This window comes from Bradyrhizobium guangzhouense (genome assembly GCF_004114955.1).
Taxonomy (GTDB): domain Bacteria; phylum Pseudomonadota; class Alphaproteobacteria; order Rhizobiales; family Xanthobacteraceae; genus Bradyrhizobium; species Bradyrhizobium guangzhouense.
Map to the genome: position 1 here is coordinate 5,122,879 of NZ_CP030053.1, position 16,285 is coordinate 5,139,163.

The 16,285-nt window shown below is 64.3% G+C and carries 14 protein-coding genes; 9 read left to right on the forward strand and 5 right to left on the reverse strand.

The genetic code is table 11. The annotated features are described in order from the left end of the window. Window positions 1–217 precede the first annotated feature (217 nt). Together XH91_RS24540 and XH91_RS24545 are read right to left on the reverse strand one after the other, a co-directional pair. Window positions 218–1,462, reverse strand: coding sequence for an ABC transporter substrate-binding protein (locus XH91_RS24540; protein WP_128952966.1), 1,245 nt, complete (start codon window positions 1,460–1,462; stop codon window positions 218–220). An 89-nt stretch (window positions 1,463–1,551) separates the two neighbouring features. Continuing rightward, a complete protein-coding gene (locus XH91_RS24545; RefSeq protein ID WP_128952967.1) occupies window positions 1,552–2,367 on the reverse strand; it encodes a putative hydro-lyase in 816 nt (271 codons plus the stop codon). Window positions 2,368–2,486: 119 nt separating this feature from the next. On the opposite strand from XH91_RS24545, the gene XH91_RS24550 reads away from it, so the two are divergent. The 5 genes from XH91_RS24550 to XH91_RS24570 all read left to right on the forward strand — a co-directional run bounded on the left by XH91_RS24550 (window position 2,487) and on the right by XH91_RS24570 (window position 8,085). Beyond that, window positions 2,487–3,404, forward strand: a complete 918-nt coding sequence (locus XH91_RS24550) for a LysR family transcriptional regulator (RefSeq protein ID WP_128952968.1) — start codon at window positions 2,487–2,489, stop codon at window positions 3,402–3,404. 33 nt (window positions 3,405–3,437) lie between these two features. Next, a complete protein-coding gene (locus XH91_RS24555) occupies window positions 3,438–4,688 on the forward strand; it encodes a Zn-dependent hydrolase (protein WP_128952969.1) in 1,251 nt (416 codons plus the stop codon). Window positions 4,689–4,700: 12 nt separating this feature from the next. Next, window positions 4,701–5,612, forward strand: coding sequence for an NAD(P)-dependent oxidoreductase (locus XH91_RS24560; protein ID WP_128952970.1), 912 nt, complete (start codon window positions 4,701–4,703; stop codon window positions 5,610–5,612). Window positions 5,613–5,761: 149 nt separating this feature from the next. Then, entirely contained in the window at window positions 5,762–6,835 is a 1,074-nt protein-coding gene (locus XH91_RS24565) for a malate/lactate/ureidoglycolate dehydrogenase (protein WP_128952971.1), read from the forward strand. A 212-nt stretch (window positions 6,836–7,047) separates the two neighbouring features. Further along, window positions 7,048–8,085 carry a cellulase family glycosylhydrolase gene (locus XH91_RS24570; RefSeq protein ID WP_128952972.1) on the forward strand — a complete coding sequence of 346 codons (1,038 nt, stop codon included), beginning with the start codon at window positions 7,048–7,050 and terminating at the stop codon, window positions 8,083–8,085. Between the two features lie 39 nt (window positions 8,086–8,124). Here the strand turns inward: XH91_RS24570 and XH91_RS24575 are convergent, their stop codons facing one another. Next, window positions 8,125–9,198, reverse strand: coding sequence for a tartrate dehydrogenase (locus tag XH91_RS24575; protein WP_128952973.1), 1,074 nt, complete (start codon window positions 9,196–9,198; stop codon window positions 8,125–8,127). A gap of 157 nt (window positions 9,199–9,355) precedes the next feature. Here XH91_RS24575 and XH91_RS24580 point away from each other — a divergent pair, with 157 nt between their 5' ends. Beyond that, a complete protein-coding gene (locus tag XH91_RS24580; RefSeq protein ID WP_128952974.1) occupies window positions 9,356–10,132 on the forward strand; it encodes an SDR family oxidoreductase in 777 nt (258 codons plus the stop codon). 49 nt (window positions 10,133–10,181) lie between these two features. Next, entirely contained in the window at window positions 10,182–11,597 is a 1,416-nt protein-coding gene (locus tag XH91_RS24585; protein ID WP_128952975.1) for an amidase, read from the forward strand. 66 nt (window positions 11,598–11,663) lie between these two features. Here the strand turns inward: XH91_RS24585 and XH91_RS24590 are convergent, their stop codons facing one another. After that, window positions 11,664–12,770, reverse strand: a complete 1,107-nt coding sequence (locus tag XH91_RS24590) for an amino acid ABC transporter permease (RefSeq protein ID WP_128952976.1) — start codon at window positions 12,768–12,770, stop codon at window positions 11,664–11,666. Window positions 12,771–12,772: 2 nt separating this feature from the next. Further along, complete coding sequence (locus XH91_RS24595) at window positions 12,773–13,960, reverse strand: amino acid ABC transporter permease (protein ID WP_128952977.1); 1,188 nt, start codon at window positions 13,958–13,960, stop codon at window positions 12,773–12,775. An 87-nt stretch (window positions 13,961–14,047) separates the two neighbouring features. On the opposite strand from XH91_RS24595, the gene XH91_RS24600 reads away from it, so the two are divergent. After that, the gene (locus XH91_RS24600) at window positions 14,048–14,920 is read left to right on the forward strand and encodes a MurR/RpiR family transcriptional regulator (RefSeq protein WP_128952978.1); all 873 of its coding nucleotides are present in this window, start codon (window positions 14,048–14,050) and stop codon (window positions 14,918–14,920) included. A gap of 3 nt (window positions 14,921–14,923) precedes the next feature. Continuing rightward, on the forward strand, window positions 14,924–16,273 hold the full coding sequence (locus tag XH91_RS24605) for an aspartate aminotransferase family protein (protein WP_128952979.1): 1,350 nt from the start codon (window positions 14,924–14,926) through the stop codon (window positions 16,271–16,273). Window positions 16,274–16,285 lie beyond the last annotated feature (12 nt).

A 16,285-nucleotide genomic window follows, 5' to 3' on the forward strand; every position in this document is an offset into this window, starting at 1 on the left:
GCTTGGGCTGTCACCTCTAGTCCCCCGTTCGAAACGTCACGACAGGCTTCGTCATTGCGAGCGAAGCGAAGCAATCCAGAAAGGAAGCAGCCTGGATTGCTTCATCGCCAGCGCAAAATTGCTCCACAATTTTGTCGCGGGCTCCTCGCAAGGACGGTGTGGGAGCACTCCGATCGTCCTACCCCCTCACAGCGCCTGGGCCCCGACCGTGCGCCGCTTACTTCATCGGCCACGTCGCTTCCGCAATAGCGGCCTGCGGCGGGAAGATGGTGACGAACTTGCCGCCGACATATTGCAGCAGCACCGGGTTGGCGTCGTTGTTCTGGCCCATGTCGTCGAACTTGATGCGCTTCCAGGGCATGATGGTCTGCTCGCCCGGGATATCCGTCGCAGCCAGGGCATCGCGGATCTTTTCGCCATCGGTCGACTTGGCGCGGCTGATCGCATCGGCCAGCACGATGAGGCCCATGAACTGGCGTGAGGTGAGATCGTTGAGATCCTTGCCCGACTTCGCTTTGAACATGTCGTTGACCTTACCGACCATCGGACGCTTCTGCGCGAGATCGAGCGAGAAGGTGCCGCGCGAGATCACGCCTTCGAGCTTGTCGCCGACGGCGTCATAAAGCGCCTTCTCGGAGAAGCCGGCATCCTGCGCCACGATGGCATTCGGCTTGTAGCCCAGCTCGGCCATGGTCTTGACCAGCAGAATACCGTCGGTGGTGTAGCTCGACGGCATCAGCACGTCGGCATTCGCAGTCTTGAGCTGCTGCACTTCGGCGGAGAGCGACGGCGAGTTGGCGCGGTACTTGATGTCGGAGACGATCTTGTAGCCGCGCTCGCCGGCGATCTTGGCTTGCGCGTTGCCGGAGTCGGTGCCGAAGATGGTGTCCTCGTGGAACAGCGACAGGGTCTCGATCTTGTTGCCCTTCTTCTTCATGGTATCGAAGAAGTCGAACATGGCGGCCGAGTACATCTCGTCATGCGGCGCGGCACGGAAGTAGTATTTGAGGCCGCGGCGATGCAGGCTCGGCGAGGAATTGTCGGCCGAGACGAACGGGATCTGGTAGCGTTCGCAGATCTGGCTGACAGTGACGGCCACCGCGCTCTGATAGGTCCCGATGATGGCGCAAACCTTCTCCTGCGTGATCAGGCGCTCGGCTTCGGCGCGGCCCTTCTGCGGATCGGCCTGGTGGTCGGCGAACACGAGGCGGACCTTGGCGCCGCCGAGGCCCGGCAGACCTTCGCCCTTGGCCAGCGGCAGATCCAAATCGGTGTCCTTGTTGATGACCTCGAGCGCAGTCTCATAGGCCTTCTGCGCGTCGACACCCTGCTGTGCACTGCCGCCGGAGAACGGATAGATCACGCCGATCACGACTTCCGATGTCTGGGCCCGTGCAGCGAGCGGCACCAGCGCGGCAGTGGCGGTAGCACCGAGCAGAACGTCGCGGCGAGAGATCGTCATGGCAGAGTTCCCTGTTTCTGAATTTCAACTGATCGAATGAAGCGATTGACTGGTATCGTAAAGCCCGAAGAAGCAGCAAACGCTGCCTACTAAATCACGGCCATGTTCCTGTTTCTGAGATCCGTCACCAGCATCAGGCCGGGCGAATGCGTGATCGCGAAAGGTACCTTGGCGGCGTTGATCACCGATTGCGGCGTCACGCCGCAGGCCCAGAACACCGGGATCTCGTCGTCGGCGACAGGGACGGGATCGCCATAATCGGGCTTGGCGATATCCTTGATGCCGATCAGATGCGGATGGCCGAGATGCACGGGCGCACCGTGCACGGCGGGATAGCGCGAGGTGATCTGCACCGCGCGGATCGCATCGGCCGGCCTGAACGGGCGCATCGAGACCACCATCGGCCCCGCGAACGGACCTGATGCGCCGCAGGCGATGTTGGTGCGGTACATCGGCACGCGCACGTTCTCTTCGATGTGACGGATCGGCATGCCCTCATCGAGCAGCGCCTCTTCGAACGAGAACGAACAGCCGAGGACGAAAGTCACGAGATCGTCGCGCCAGTACTTGGTGACGTCGGTCGGCTCGTCCACGACTTCGCCGTCGCGCCAGACGCGGTAGCGCGGCACGTCGGTGCGGATGTCGAGATCGGCGCCCAGCGAGGGGATGTGTGGGCTGCCAACGTCGGACATGCCGATGATCGGGCACGGTTTCGGATTGAGCTGGCAGAAGCGGTGAAAGGCGCTGGCGTAGTCCGCCGGCAGGATCGCCAGATTGCCCTGGACGAAGCCGGGGGCAACACCCGCCGTGGAACCGACCTGGCCGCCGCGATAGGCAAGCCGCGCCTGGTGGCTCGGGAGCGTGTCGGGCGTTTCAGTTTGCTGCGCTGCCACCAAAACAGTCATTTCATCGACCTGCCTATGAACTCGACAAGCCTAGCCAACATCAAGCATACTATAAAGTCTAATCGTCCTTTTTAATCAATATCGATAAAGCTACTTTATCGATCGGGAAAATCCTTCCAATGATGGACTTCAGGTCGATCGAAACCTTCCTCTGGGTTGTGAAGCTTGGCAGCTTCCGAGGTGCCGCGGCGCGGCTCAATACGACCCAGCCGGCGATCTCCCAGCGCATCGCCCAGCTCGAGCGCGAGATGGGCGTGAAGCTGCTGAACCGCGATCATCGCGTGGCGTCACCGACCCCGAGCGGACGGCAGATGATGGTCTACGCCGAGAAGTTGATCGGCCTGCGCGCCGCGATGATGGCCGAGATCGGCGACGCTTCCGCAATGCGCGGCGTGATGCGGCTCGGTGTCGCCGAAACCATCGTGCACACCTGGTTGCCGCGGCTGGTAAAGAGCGTCAACGAGCTCTATCCGAACCTGTCGCTGGAGATCGAGGTTGACATCACGCCGAACTTGACCGCGCGATTGCTCGCGCAGGAGATCGAGCTCGCTTTCGTGGTCGGCCCCCTCTCGGCCTCGGGCGTGCACAACCGCACGCTCGCCGACTATCCGATCGGCTTCCTGGCCAGCCCGTCGCTCGGGCTCGGCCATGGGCCCGTGACGCTCACCGATCTCGCGCGGTTTCCGATCATCACCTTCCCGCGCAAGACCAGGCCCTACGAGGTGGTGCGCGAGGTGTTCGACCGGCCCGACTTGCCGCCGATCCGTCTTCACGCCTCCGCCTCGCTCGCCACCGTGATCCACATGGCGGTGGAAGGCCTCGGCATCGCCGTGATCCCCGATGCCATCGTCGAGAACGAGCTCGCCGACGGTCGGCTGCAATTGCTCGATACCGACCTGCAGATCGCGCCGCTGACATTCACGGCGAGCTGGCTCGCCTCGCCCGACGTCGTGGCGGTGCAGCGCGTCGCCGAGCTTGCATGTCAGATTGCGCAGAGCAGCCTCGCGGTTGACGCGCCCGCGCTGGCGCGTCATTGACAAAGGCGCCGGACAAACTGAGAGACTGAACGCATGAGCCGAGCCGCGACAAACCTGCAAATCGATTCCGCCCGCCTCTGGGGCTCCATCCACGAGACGGCGCAGTTCGGCGCGACGGCCAAGGGCGGTGTGCGGCGACTGACCTTGAGCAGCGAAGACAAGCAGGTTCGCGACTGGTTTCGAAAAGCCTGCGAGGACGCCGGGCTCGAGGTTCACACCGATGCGCTCGGCTCGCAGTTCGGCCTGCGCAAGGGCCGCGATATGTCGAAGCTGCCCGTCGGCATCGGCTCGCACCTCGACACCCAGCCGACTGGCGGCAAGTATGACGGCATTTTGGGCACACTCGGCGCGCTCGAAGTGATCCGCACGCTGAACGACGCCGGCATCGAGACCGAAGCGCCGATCTGCATCGTCAACTGGACCAACGAGGAAGGCTCGCGCTTCGCGCCGGCGATGATGGCGTCCGCCGCTTACGTTGGCGATTTCACCACCGACGACATCCTGTCGCGCAAGGACATCGTCGGCACCACCGTCGGCCAGGCGCTCGACAGCATCGGCTATCGTGGCGACAAGCCTGTCGGCTTCCAGAAACTTGGTTGCTTTGTCGAACTCCACATCGAGCAGGGTCCAATCCTCGAAGCCGAGGGCAAGACCATTGGCGTGGTCGATTCCGGCCAGGGCGTGCTGTGGTACGACGGCAAGATTTCCGGCTTCGAGAGCCATGCGGGCTCGACACCGATGCCGCTGCGGCGCGATGCGCTTGCGACATTGTCGGAGATCGTGCTCGCGATGGAGGCCATTGCGAAGAAGCACGGACCTAACGCAGTCGGCACCATCGGCGAAGCGGTGATCGCAAATCCCTCGCGCAATGTCATTCCCGGCGAGATTGCCTTCACCATGGATTGCCGCAGCGCCGACGGCGCCATCATGGATGCGCTCGATCGCGATCTGCGTGCCGCCATCGCCGAAATCGCCGCGCGGCGCAAGGTCGAGGTCAAGATCGATCTGGTCTGGCGCAAGGCGCCGACGCATTTCGATCCCAAGCTGATCGCAGCCGTCGAGAATGCGGCCAAGACGCTCGGCTATTCCTCACGCCGCATCACCTCGGGCGCCGGCCACGATGCCTGCAACCTCAACACTGTCATGCCGGCCGCCATGGTGTTCGTCCCCTGCAAGGACGGCATCAGCCACAACGAGCTGGAGGATGCGGCGCAGCCCGACTGCGCCGCGGGCACCAACGTGCTGATGCACACCGTGCTGGCGATTGCCGGCGTCGCGTCCTGACCGGAGAGAGCCATGCGCGGAGTATTCGTCGACGCCAACGAGGCGCTCGCCGTCATCATGGAGCGGCTGGAGAAGCCCGGCGATCCCAAGGTGCGGATCCACCGGGATCCCGACATCAAGCCCGAGCAATATCCTGAAATCCTCGACGGCGCCGAGATCGCGATCGTGGACCACACGGCGCTTCCGACCGAGGTCGCCAAGAAGTGCACGGGCCTCAAGCACGTGGTGTTCCTCGGCACCGGCGCGCGCAGCTACATGAACCCGGAAGAGCTCGCCGAGCTCGGCATCTCCGTCCATCTGATCAAGGGTTATGGCGACACAGCCGTGGCGGAATCCGCAATCGCGTTGATGTGGGCTTCGGCCCGCGTCATCGCGATGATGGACCGCGAGATGCGCGCCGGAAACTGGCTGCGCGAGGACGGCATGCAGCTCACCGGCAAGACGCTCGGCCTGATCGGCTTCGGCGGCATCGCTGCCGAAGTGGCGCGCATCGCATCCGGCAGCGGCATGAAGGTGATCGCCTGGAACCGCTCGCCGAAGAGCCACGCGAGCGTCGAGTTCACCGACCTCGACACGCTGCTGGCGCGGAGCGACGTCGTATCACTGCATTTGCTGCTCAATGACGAGACGCGCGGCATGATCACGCGCGAAAAGATCGCAAAGATGAAGCCGGGCGTGGTCTTCATCAACACCGCGCGCGGGGCGATCGTCGACGAGCAGGCGATGATCGATGCCCTGAAATCGGGCCACATCCGCCATGCCGGCCTCGACGTCTTCAACATCGAGCCATTGCCGGCGGATCATCCGCTGACCAGGATTCCGAACGTGACGCTGTCGGCACATTCCGCCTTCCGCACGCCGGAAGCGAGCGAAAACCTGATTGAAGCGGCATGGATTCATTGCCGCCGGATCGTAAATTCGTAGGGTGGGTTAGCCTTGCGGATACGCGACGCGCATCTTCAGGGCGTAACCCACCACCGTCTACTTCCGCGGGGACAGAAGAGGTGGGTTACGGCTTCGCCCAACCCACGCTACGCTCACCGCCGGACCATAAGAGGATAAGAGCAACAACAATGGCCGACTATCGCACCATCAAGGCAGAGCCGCTCACCAACGCCATCCGCGCCATCGTCAAGGCCGGCGGCTCCTCGGACCGCGAAGCAGAGCTCGTGTCCACCAATCTCGTCGAGGCCAACCTCAAGGGACACGACTCCCACGGCGTCGGCATGATCCCGCGCTATGTCCAGAGCGTCGTCAATGGCGGCCTCGCCGTGAACGCTCACGTCAAGATCGTGCTCGACACCGGCCCGCTTCTCACCCTCGACGGCCTCACCGGCTACGGCCAGGTGATCGGTCATGAAGCGATGGAGCTGGCAGCCGCGCGCGCCAAGCAAAACGGCGTGTGCCTCGTCGGCCTCTCCAACGCGCACCACATCGGCCGCATCGGCCACTGGGCCGAGCAATGCATCGACCACGGGCTGGTCTCGATCCACTTCGTCAACGTGATCTCGCGCCCGATCGTGGCACCCTGGGGCGGCAGCGATCCGCGCCACGGCACCAACCCGTTCTGCGTCGGCATCCCGCGCCGGGGCAAGGACCCGATCGTGCTCGATCTCGCCACCAGCAAGATCGCGCAAGGCAAAACCCGCGTCGCCCACAACAAGGGCGTCGAGCTCGAGCCCGGCACCATCATCGACAACGAGGGCAAACCGACCGTCAATCCGCGCTACACCGTGATCCCGCCCTACGGCGCCATCCTGCCGTTCGGCGAGCACAAGGGCTCGGGGCTCGCGCTGGTGTGCGAAATCCTTGGCGGCGCGCTCTCCGGCGGGCAGGTGGTCAAGGGCCCGTCCGACGGCAAGTACAACGTCATCAACGGCATGCTCTCGATCATCATCGATCCGGGCAAGCTCGGCACCGGCGAGAACCTCGCGAGCGAAGTCGAAAGCTTCGTCGCCTGGCACACCGGCTCGCCTCCTGGCCCCGGCGTCGACAAGGTGAAGATTGCCGGCGAGCCCGAGCGCGAGACCAAGAAGAAGCGCCTCGCCGAAGGCATTCCGGTCGATCCGACCACCTGGCAGGAGATCATCGAGGCCGGCAAGAAGTTCGGGCTGGATCAGGCGGCGATCGAGAGGATCGCGGGCTGAACGAAGGCACGGCACGGCCTCTTGGTGCCATTCCCGACAGGCTTGTCACCCGGCAACGCGCTTGCGCTGTCGGTTGGAGAAAGCCCGACGAAGCGGTCATTCATCCAGCGTACACGCAGGTCGTGCACTTTGTTCGCAAGGCTCGCGCCTTCTGCGGGGCGTCGGGGGAGCCGCCGCCTCAGCGGAACACTCACGCGAACTTCGGTTTCGACATGCTCAGATATCCGCTCTTTGTTCTCGCCGTGCTGGTCAGCCTGCTGCCACGCGACGCTGCGTTCGGTCTGGACATCGCCATCAAGGGGCACACTTTTTACAGAGACGGCCAACCGTGGCAGGCCAAGGGCGTTGACGTCAACGCCTTCGTCAAGCCACCGAGGTTTTTTGCCATCGACAAGTCAGCACAGCTCCAGCGCAGCTACTGGGGCGAAACGGAATTGAACGAGGTGCGCCAGCACCTGGGCGTGGATACGCTCCGCTTACATGTCAGCCAGGCCGGGCTCGACCCGCAGGGAGCCATTTACGATCAAGGTTACGCGCATGAGATCGTCGACGCGGTCAAGCTCGCGCGCAGCCACGATTTTGCGGTCGTGCTGGTGATCGACGCGCAGCAGGACGGCACGCAGGATTTGAAATGCATGCCATCCGCCAGCACGGTGCGCGCCTGGGAGACGCTGGCGCCCCTGTTGCCTCCCGACAGCGCTATCATGCTCGAGCTCTTCAACGAGCCCTGCAAGAAGGGCGACGGCGTGCAGGCGGAATGGGCGAGCGAGATGCAAACGCTGATCGACACCGTCCGCGGACGAAAGGCCGGCAACATCCTGTTGCTCGACGGGCTGGATTGGGCCCGCATTACAAATGACTTGTTTCCGCTGGTTCACGATTCCATGACGAACCGCATGGCGCTCGCCATTCACCCCTATCTGGTCGGCGGCGCCTTCGACCGTCGGCAGCAATGGGATGTGAAGTTCGGCGCTAGCGCCAGGACCTTTCCGGCGCTGGTGACCGAATGGAATGCGACCCCCACCAACGGCTGCACGGGCAAGAACACCCCGGCTGTGGCGCTGGATCTGATGCGCTATCTGCAGTCACTCCAGCTCGGCTTGATCGAATGGGGCATCGAATCCACGCACGGCAAGATCGTCACCGACCACGTGAATTTCACACCGACGACCTATGCATCCTTCAGGGACTGCAACGACGGATCGGAGTCCGGCGGCGGCGAGCTGCTTGCGAAATACCCTCACAATTGAGGGCATCCTCTCCCGCACGGGGAGAGGATGAAGCTCTGCCTAATCCACCATATCCGCAACCGCCTTGCCGCACGCCGTGGTGTCGGCATTGCCGCCGAGATCCTTGGTGCGCAGCGTGCGTTCGGCCAGTGTGCGCTCGATCGCCTCGACGATCGACTTGCCGGCTTCCTTCTCGCCGAGATGCTCGAACATCATCGCGCCCGACCAGATCATGCCGATCGGGTTGGCGATGCCCTGCCCCGCGATATCGGGGGCCGAACCATGCACCGGCTCGAACACCGACGGGAAATTGCCCTCGGGATTGATGTTGCCCGACGGCGCGATGCCGATGGTGCCGGTGCAGGCCGGGCCGAGATCGGAGAGGATGTCGCCGAACAGGTTCGAGCCGACGACGACGTCGAACCAGTCAGGATGCAGCACGAAGTTCGCGGTGAGAATGTCGATGTGGTACTTGTCCCATTTCACGCCCGGGAACTTCTTGGCCATCGCCTCCACGCGCTCGTCCCAATAGGGCATGGTGATGGAGATGCCGTTCGACTTGGTCGCCGAGGTCAAATGCTTCTTCGGCCGCGACTGCGCGAGCTCGAAGGCGAATTTCAGAATGCGGTCGACGCCGGTGCGGGTCATCACCGTCTGCTGCGTCACGAACTCGCGGTCGGTGTCGGGGAACATGCGGCCACCGACGGAGGAATATTCGCCTTCGGTGTTCTCGCGCACCACCCAGAAGTCGATGTCGCCGGGCTTGCGGCCCGCCAGCGGTGACGGCACGCCGGGCATCAGGCGCACCGGGCGCAAATTCACATACTGGTCGAACTCGCGGCGGAATTTGATCAGCGAGCCCCACAGCGAAACGTGATCGGGAATTTTTGCCGGCCAGCCGACGGCGCCGAAATAGATCGCATCGTGCTTGCCGATCTTGTCCTTCCAGTCGTCAGGCATCATCTGGCCGTGCTTCTCGTAATAGTCGTAGGACGAGAAATCGTAGTGATCGAAATGCAGGGACACGCCGTGCTTCTTGGCCGCCGCTTCCAAAACGCGCAGGCCTTCGGGCATCACTTCCTTGCCGATGCCGTCGCCGGGAATGACTGCGATCCGGTATTGTTTCTTGCTCATCGAGAACGTCCTTGGTTGGTCCGGCAGCCGCCGTCGTTTTGACCGCACTGCAATGGACCAAACTCGGCAGCAGTGCAACGCTGCACTGCAATGTTGACCATGGCGCAGCGGAGCGCCTACTGATTTCATCCTGTTCCCATCCTCGTGAGTAGCTCTCATGGATCTGCATCTGCGTGGCAAGCGCGTCCTGATCACAGGCGCGTCCAAGGGCATTGGCGCCGCCGCCGCCGAGGCGTTTGCCGAGGAAGGCGCAAACCTCCTGCTCGCCGCCCGCAGCGGCGATCAGCTCAAGGCGCTGGCCGACCGCCTGCGCTCGGCGCACCAGATCGATGCCGCGACGAGTGTCGTGGATCTGCGCAAGGCCGAGGACGTCGCCCGGCTCGCCAGGGAAGCCGCCGACATCGACGTGCTCGTCAACAATGCCGGCGATATCCCCGGCGGCTCGATCGACAAGATCGACGAAGCCACCTGGCGCCACGCCTGGGAATTGAAGGTGTTCGGCTACATCAACCTGACGCGGCAGGTCTACGCGCAGATGAAGGCCAAGGGCGGCGGCGTCATCGTCAACGACATCGGTGCGGCGGGCGAGAAGTTCGATGCCAATTACATCTGCGGCAGCGCCGGCAATGCCGCGCTGATGGCTTTCACCCGCGCGCTCGGCGGCAAGAGCCTTGCCGACAACATCCGCGTGGTCGGCATCAATCCCGGCCCGGTCGGCACCGACCGCCACGTCACGCTGCTGAAGACGCGGGCCAAGCACCAGTTCGGCGACGAGAACCGCTACAAGGAATTCCAGAAGGGCCTGCCACTCGGCCGCCCCGCGCATGCGCGCGAGATCGGCGACCTCATGGCATTCCTGGCCTCGGATCGTGCGGGCTATACGTCGGGCGTGATCTACACGGTGGATGGCGGCATCAGCGCCGGCTGGGGCTAAAGTCGATCCGCGTCATTGTGAGCGAAAAGTAAGCTTAGGAGTCGAATACTTGTCTCAAGACCTGATCCGCGAAACCGCCTGCACCGTCGTCGACATCTTGCGCTCCGGCGACGTCTCGCCACTCGAGCTGCTGGACGTGGTGGAAAAGCGCGTCAAGGAGGTTGACGGCAAGGTCAATGCGCTGCCGACCCTTTGCCTCGATCGTGCGCGGACCCACGCGAAGGCGCTGATGCAGAAGCCGGCCGGCGCGCGGGGGCTGCTTGCAGGCCTGCCGCTGCCGATCAAGGATCTGACCGACGTCGCAGGCGTGCTGAACACTCAGGGCTCGCCCATCTTCAAGGACAATATCCCTGCCAAGTCCGACCTCATGGTCGAGAATCTCGAAGCCAATGGCGCGGTGGTCTACGCAAAATCCAACACGCCGGAATTCGGCGCCGGCGCCAACACGTTCAACGAAGTGTTCGGCGCGACGCTCAATCCATGGGATACGACGAAATCGGCGGCCGGCTCGTCCGGCGGCGCCGCGGTGGCGTTGGCCACCGGCATGGCGTGGCTCGCACAGGGCTCCGACATGGGCGGCTCGTTGCGCAGCCCCGCGGCCTTCTGCGGCGTCGTCGGCATGCGGCCGAGCATCGGCCGCGTCGCGCACACGCCCAAGTCCGGCATCGATCGCAATCTCGGCGTGATCGGCCCGATGGCGCGCAATGTCGAGGATCTCGCGCTGCTGCTCGATGCCATGAGCGGCGACTATGCGGACGATCCGCTGTCGATGCCGACGCCCGCGACCTCGTTCCTGTCGGCGGCCCAGTCGGCCAGGAAGCCGAAGCGCATCGCCTATTCGCCCAATCTCGGCATCACACCCGTCGATCCCGAAGTGAAGGCGATCACGCAGAAGGCCGCCGAACGTTTCGCGGAGGCCGGCGCGATCGTCGAGGAAGCGCATCCGGACTGGCGCGAGGCGCACGAATGCTTCCACGTGCTCCGCGCGTTCGACTTCGCGATCACCAAGGCCAATCTGCTGCGCACCAAGCGCGACCTGCTCAAGCCCGAGGTGATCTGGAACATCGAGGAAGGCCTTAAGCTCACCGTCGATCAGCTCGCACGCGCCGAAGCGCAGCGCGTCGGCATGACCGCGCGCGCGATCGAATTCTTCAAGACCTATGACCTGCTGCTGACACCGACCACGATCGTGCCGCCCTTCCCGATCGAGCATCGCTATGTCGCGGAATGCGCGGGCAAGAAATTCGAGAACTACGTCGAATGGCTCGGCATCGTCTACGCCATCACGCTGGCCTGCTGCCCATCGCTGTCGCTGCCCTGCGGCTTCACGGCCTCCGGCCTGCCGGTTGGCGTGCAGGTGGTCGGCGCCCCGCGCGCGGACGCGCAGGTGATTGCCGGCGCGAAGGTGCTGGAGGATATTCTGGGCCTGCGCGGGCAGACACCGATCGATCCGCGGGTGAAGTAGCCGCTTTCGTGCCCCGGACGCAGCGCAGCGCTCGCGCGCTGCCCCTTGTCCGGGACACGGGCATCGTCACCTCCCGCTCGTCGCCTCCAGGCTGCGGCTGTAGCGTGACATCGCGAAGCAAAACACGAAGTAGATCGCGGCGACGAAGATATAGACCTCGACCGAAAACTGCTGCCAGGCCGGATCGATGATCGCGGTCTTCGCCGTGGTCAGCAGGTCGAAGATGCCGATGATCAGCACCAGGCTGGTGTCCTTGAAGAACGCGATGAAGGTGTTGACCAGCGGCGGGATCACGTGGCGGATTGCCTGCGGCAGCACGACCAGCCGATGCTTGCGCCAATAGGACAGCCCGAGCGCGTCGGCGGCCTCGTATTGCCCGCGTGGCACGGCCTGGAGACCGCCGCGGATCACCTCGGCTAGATAGGCGCCCGCGAACAGGATGATCGCGATTTGCGCGCGCAGCAGCTTGTCGATGTTGAATCCGCTGGGCATGAACAGCGGAAACATCACGCTCGCCATGAACAGCAGGCTGACCAGCGGCACGCCGCGGATCAGTTCGACATAGAGCACCGAGAGCGACCGGATCGCCGGCAGCTTCGAGCGCCGGCCGAGCGCGACCAGAATGCCGAGCGGAAAACCGAACGCCAATCCTGATGTCGCGAGGATCAGCGTCACCGGCAATCCGCCCCAGCGATCCTGCGAGACGAAGGGCAGCCCGAACACCCCGCCCCACATCAGCACGCTGGTCAGCACAAGCGCGCCGATCCAGAGCAAGGCGAGCTCACGTCGCCACAGCGCGCGGCGGCTGGACAGATAGAACAGCGTGATGAACAGCGCGACCGACAGCGCCGGCCGCCATTGTTCGTCGAACGGATAGGTGCCGAACAGGATGAAGCGGTACTTTTCGGGAATGATCGCCCAGCAGGCACCTAAACCACGGACGGCCTTGCAGGCGCTCGAATCGTTCGCCGGCGTGAGCCACACCGCGTTCGCAATGCCCCATTGCACGAACCCGATCACGCCTTTGGCCAGCACTGCCAGCAGGACGATGGTCAGGATGCCATTCGGAATCGACGAGAACAGATTGGTACGGAGCCAGCGCAGCACCGGGTTGCCGATTTGCGGGCGGCGGGCGGCGCGCGGCAGGTCGGGCATGTCGGTGATCGCGGTCATGCTCAGCGCTCCGCCAGCGCGATGCGCGCATTGTACCAGTTCATGAAGAAGCTGATGCCGAGGCTGATGGTGAGGAAGACGGCCATGATCAGCGCGATTGCCTCGATCGCCTGCCCGGTCTGGTTCAGCGTGGTGTTGGCGACGGAGACCACGTCCTGGTAGCCGATCGCCACCGCGAGCGAGGAGTTCTTGGTCAGATTGAGATACTGGCTGGTCATCGGCGGCACGATCACGCGCAAAGCCTGCGGCAGGATGATCTGCCGCAACATGAAGCTGCGGCGCAGCCCGAGCGCGCGGGCGGCATCCCACTGCCCGTGCGGCACCGACTGGATGCCGCTGCGCACGATCTCGGCGATGAAGGCCGAAGTATAAGTCACGAGCGCAATCAGCAGCGCGAAATATTCCGGCGCGAGCGTCAGCCCACCCACGAAGTTGAAGCCGCGCAACTGCGGCCATTCGATGGTCCAGGATACGCCGAGCAAGAACGACACCGCTGCCGGCAGCACGACAATGAGCCCGACCGCAAAGGGCCACGCCGGCCGCGGCTTGCCCTCCCGTATCTGCTGCGCGACCAACCATCGCCTGATGGCAAGAAATGCAATGAAGCCCAGCACGGCCGTGCCGAGCACCCAGAGCTGCGGCGCCCCGATCGGGATCGCCGGCAGGATCAGGCCGCGATTGGAGAGGAACACGCCCTCGACCGGCCGCCACGCCGCGCGTGCGGCCGGCAACGCCTGCATCAGCACGTACCAGAACAGCAATTGAAGCAGCAGCGGGATGTCGCGCAGGACTTCGACATAGACGGCGGCGAGCCGAGACAGCAGCCAGTTGGCCGACAGCCGCGAAATTCCGATCAGCGTGCCCAGGATGGTCGCCAGCACGATGCCGATCAGGGCGACGCGCAGCGTATTGGCCACGCCGACGGCGAAGGCCCAGAGGTAGCTGTCTTTCGGATTGTAGGCGAGCAGGCTGTCGGCGATCGGCATCCCCGCCTCGCGGCCGAGAAAGGCAAAGCCGGTGGTGATGCGGCGGGCCGAGAGGTTGGTGACGGTGTTGGACCAGAGAAAGACGATGACGGCGAGCGCAATGCCGACCACCAGCACCTGCCAGAACAGGCCCTTCAACTCGTTCGGCCCGAGCGCGCCGAAAAAACTGCGGCGCGGCGGCGGCCTGGGATCATCTGAGGTCACAGCACAAAAATCCTCCCTGAAAACAGCGATTTCCGGCAGCGCGCATCAACTGTTGCATCAAATGCTTATTCGTGCAACAAATGTTTCATGGCCGTATCAGCGAAATCCTCGCCGTTGAGCGAACTGCGCATTGCGTTGCCATCACTCCCCCTGCGCTTGCAGGAGGTCGGACGTTTCGTCGCGGCCAATGATTACGACGCCACCACCCGCTCGATGCGTGATCTTGCGGCAGAGGCCGGCGCCGATCCCGCCGCATTCACGCGGCTTGCGAAGGCGATCGGCTACTCCGGCTGGGACGAATTGCGCGCGGCGCTGACCGAGGAACGACGGCCGTCCCAGACCTCGCCCTTCTCCGGTCGCGCCAAGAGCCGCCGCCACGGCCCGAATGCCGATGTTGCACTCATCACCGACAAGCTCGAAGCCGAAGCTGCGGGCCTGCCGCATATCTCCGCGCAGGCGATCGCGGACGCGGCCCGCACGCTGCACGATGCAAACCGGATCTGGATTGCGGGCTATCGCAGCTGTCGCAGCGTTGCCGAATTGCTCAATTACGAGCTCAGACTGTTCCGGCCCGAACAGGTGCAGATCGTCGGCACCTCGGGTCCCGACGATTTGGATCTCGGGGCTTTCCGTCCCGGCGAGGCCGTCATCGTCGTTGGCTTCCTGCCTTACACACATGCCAGCGTTCGCGTTGCACAAGCGGCCCATCGCGCCGGCGCAACGCTGATTGCCATCGCGGACAGTCTCTTGGCACCCATGGCCGAGGGCGCCGATCACGTGCTGCTGTTCGAAGCGGCCTCCTCCCCTGGTTTCTTTCCGAGCCTCACCGGGGCGATTGCGATCGCGCAGTCGCTGGCGGCGGTGACGTTCGCGCTCGGCGGCTCGGCCGCCAAGAAGCGCCTGGAAAATACCGAGGGCCGGCTCGCCGCGGCCTCCACTTATGTCGCAGAGAAAGGTTGACTCATGAGCGCCCGCACCAGCCGCGTGCTGCATCGTTCGCTGCGCGAAACGCCGCCCGTGGCGGTTGGCGGCGAAGGCGTCTATCTCTTTGCCGGGGACGGACGGCGCGTGATCGACGCTTCCGGCGGCGCGGCGGTGTCCTGCCTCGGGCATCAACATCCCCGCGTGATCGCGGCGATGGCAAAGCAGGCCTCGACCCTCGCCTATGCCCATACCGCCTTCTTCTCTTCCGAGCCGGCCGAGGCGCTCGCCGAAACGCTGGTCGGCCATGAGCCCGGCGGCCTCGCCTACGCCTATTTCGTCAGCGGCGGATCGGAGGCGATCGAGGCCAGCATCAAGCTCGCGCGGCAATATTTCATCGAGCGCGGCGAGCCGCAGCGCCAGCATTTCATCGCACGGCGGCAGAGCTATCACGGCAACACGCTCGGCGCGCTCGCTGCCGGCGGCAATGCCTGGCGCCGCGCGCCCTACGCCCCACTGCTCTCGGCCGCCTTCAGCCATGTGACGCCGGCCTTTGCCTATCACGAGAAACTCGACGGTGAATCCGATGCGCAATTCGTCGCACGCCTTGCCGCGGAGCTCGAAGCCGAGTTTGAGCGGCTTGGTCCCAACACGGTTGCCGCGTTCCTGGCCGAACCCGTCGTCGGCGCCACCGCCGGCGCGGTGACGGCGCCGGACGGCTACTTCAAGGCGGTTCGCGAGATCTGCGACAAGCACGGCGCGCTGCTCATTCTCGACGAGGTCATGTGCGGCATGGGCCGCACCGGCACCACGCATGCCTGGGAGCAGGAAGGCATTGCGCCGGATATCCAGGCGATCGCGAAAGGTCTCGGCGGCGGCTACCAGCCGATCGGCGCGATGCTGGCAAGCAGAGCGATCATCGACACCATCCGCGCCGGCTCCGGCGCCTTCCAGCACGGCCACACTTACCTGGCGCATCCCCTCGCCTGCGCGGCCGCGCTCGCCGTGCAGGACGTGATCCGCGAGGACAATCTGCTTGCGCAAGTGAAGCTGCGCGGCAAGCAACTCGAGCAGCGGCTCACCGAGCGCTTCGGCAATCACCGCCATGTCGGCGACATCAGGGGCCGCGGTCTGTTCTGGGCGATCGAGCTTGTCGCCGATCGTGCCAAGCGCACCTCGTTCGATCCGGCGCTCAAACTCCATCAGAAGATCAAGGCGGAAGCGTTCGCCAATGGCCTCGGCTGCTATCCCGGCGGCGGTACCGCCGACGGCATCCGCGGCGACCATGTGCTGCTGGCGCCGCCCTATATCGCGTCCGCGGACGAGATCGAACTGATCGTCGACAAGCTCGGCACGGCCATCGACGTTGTGTTGCGTAGTGTCAATCACTGAGGGGAGAGTAGC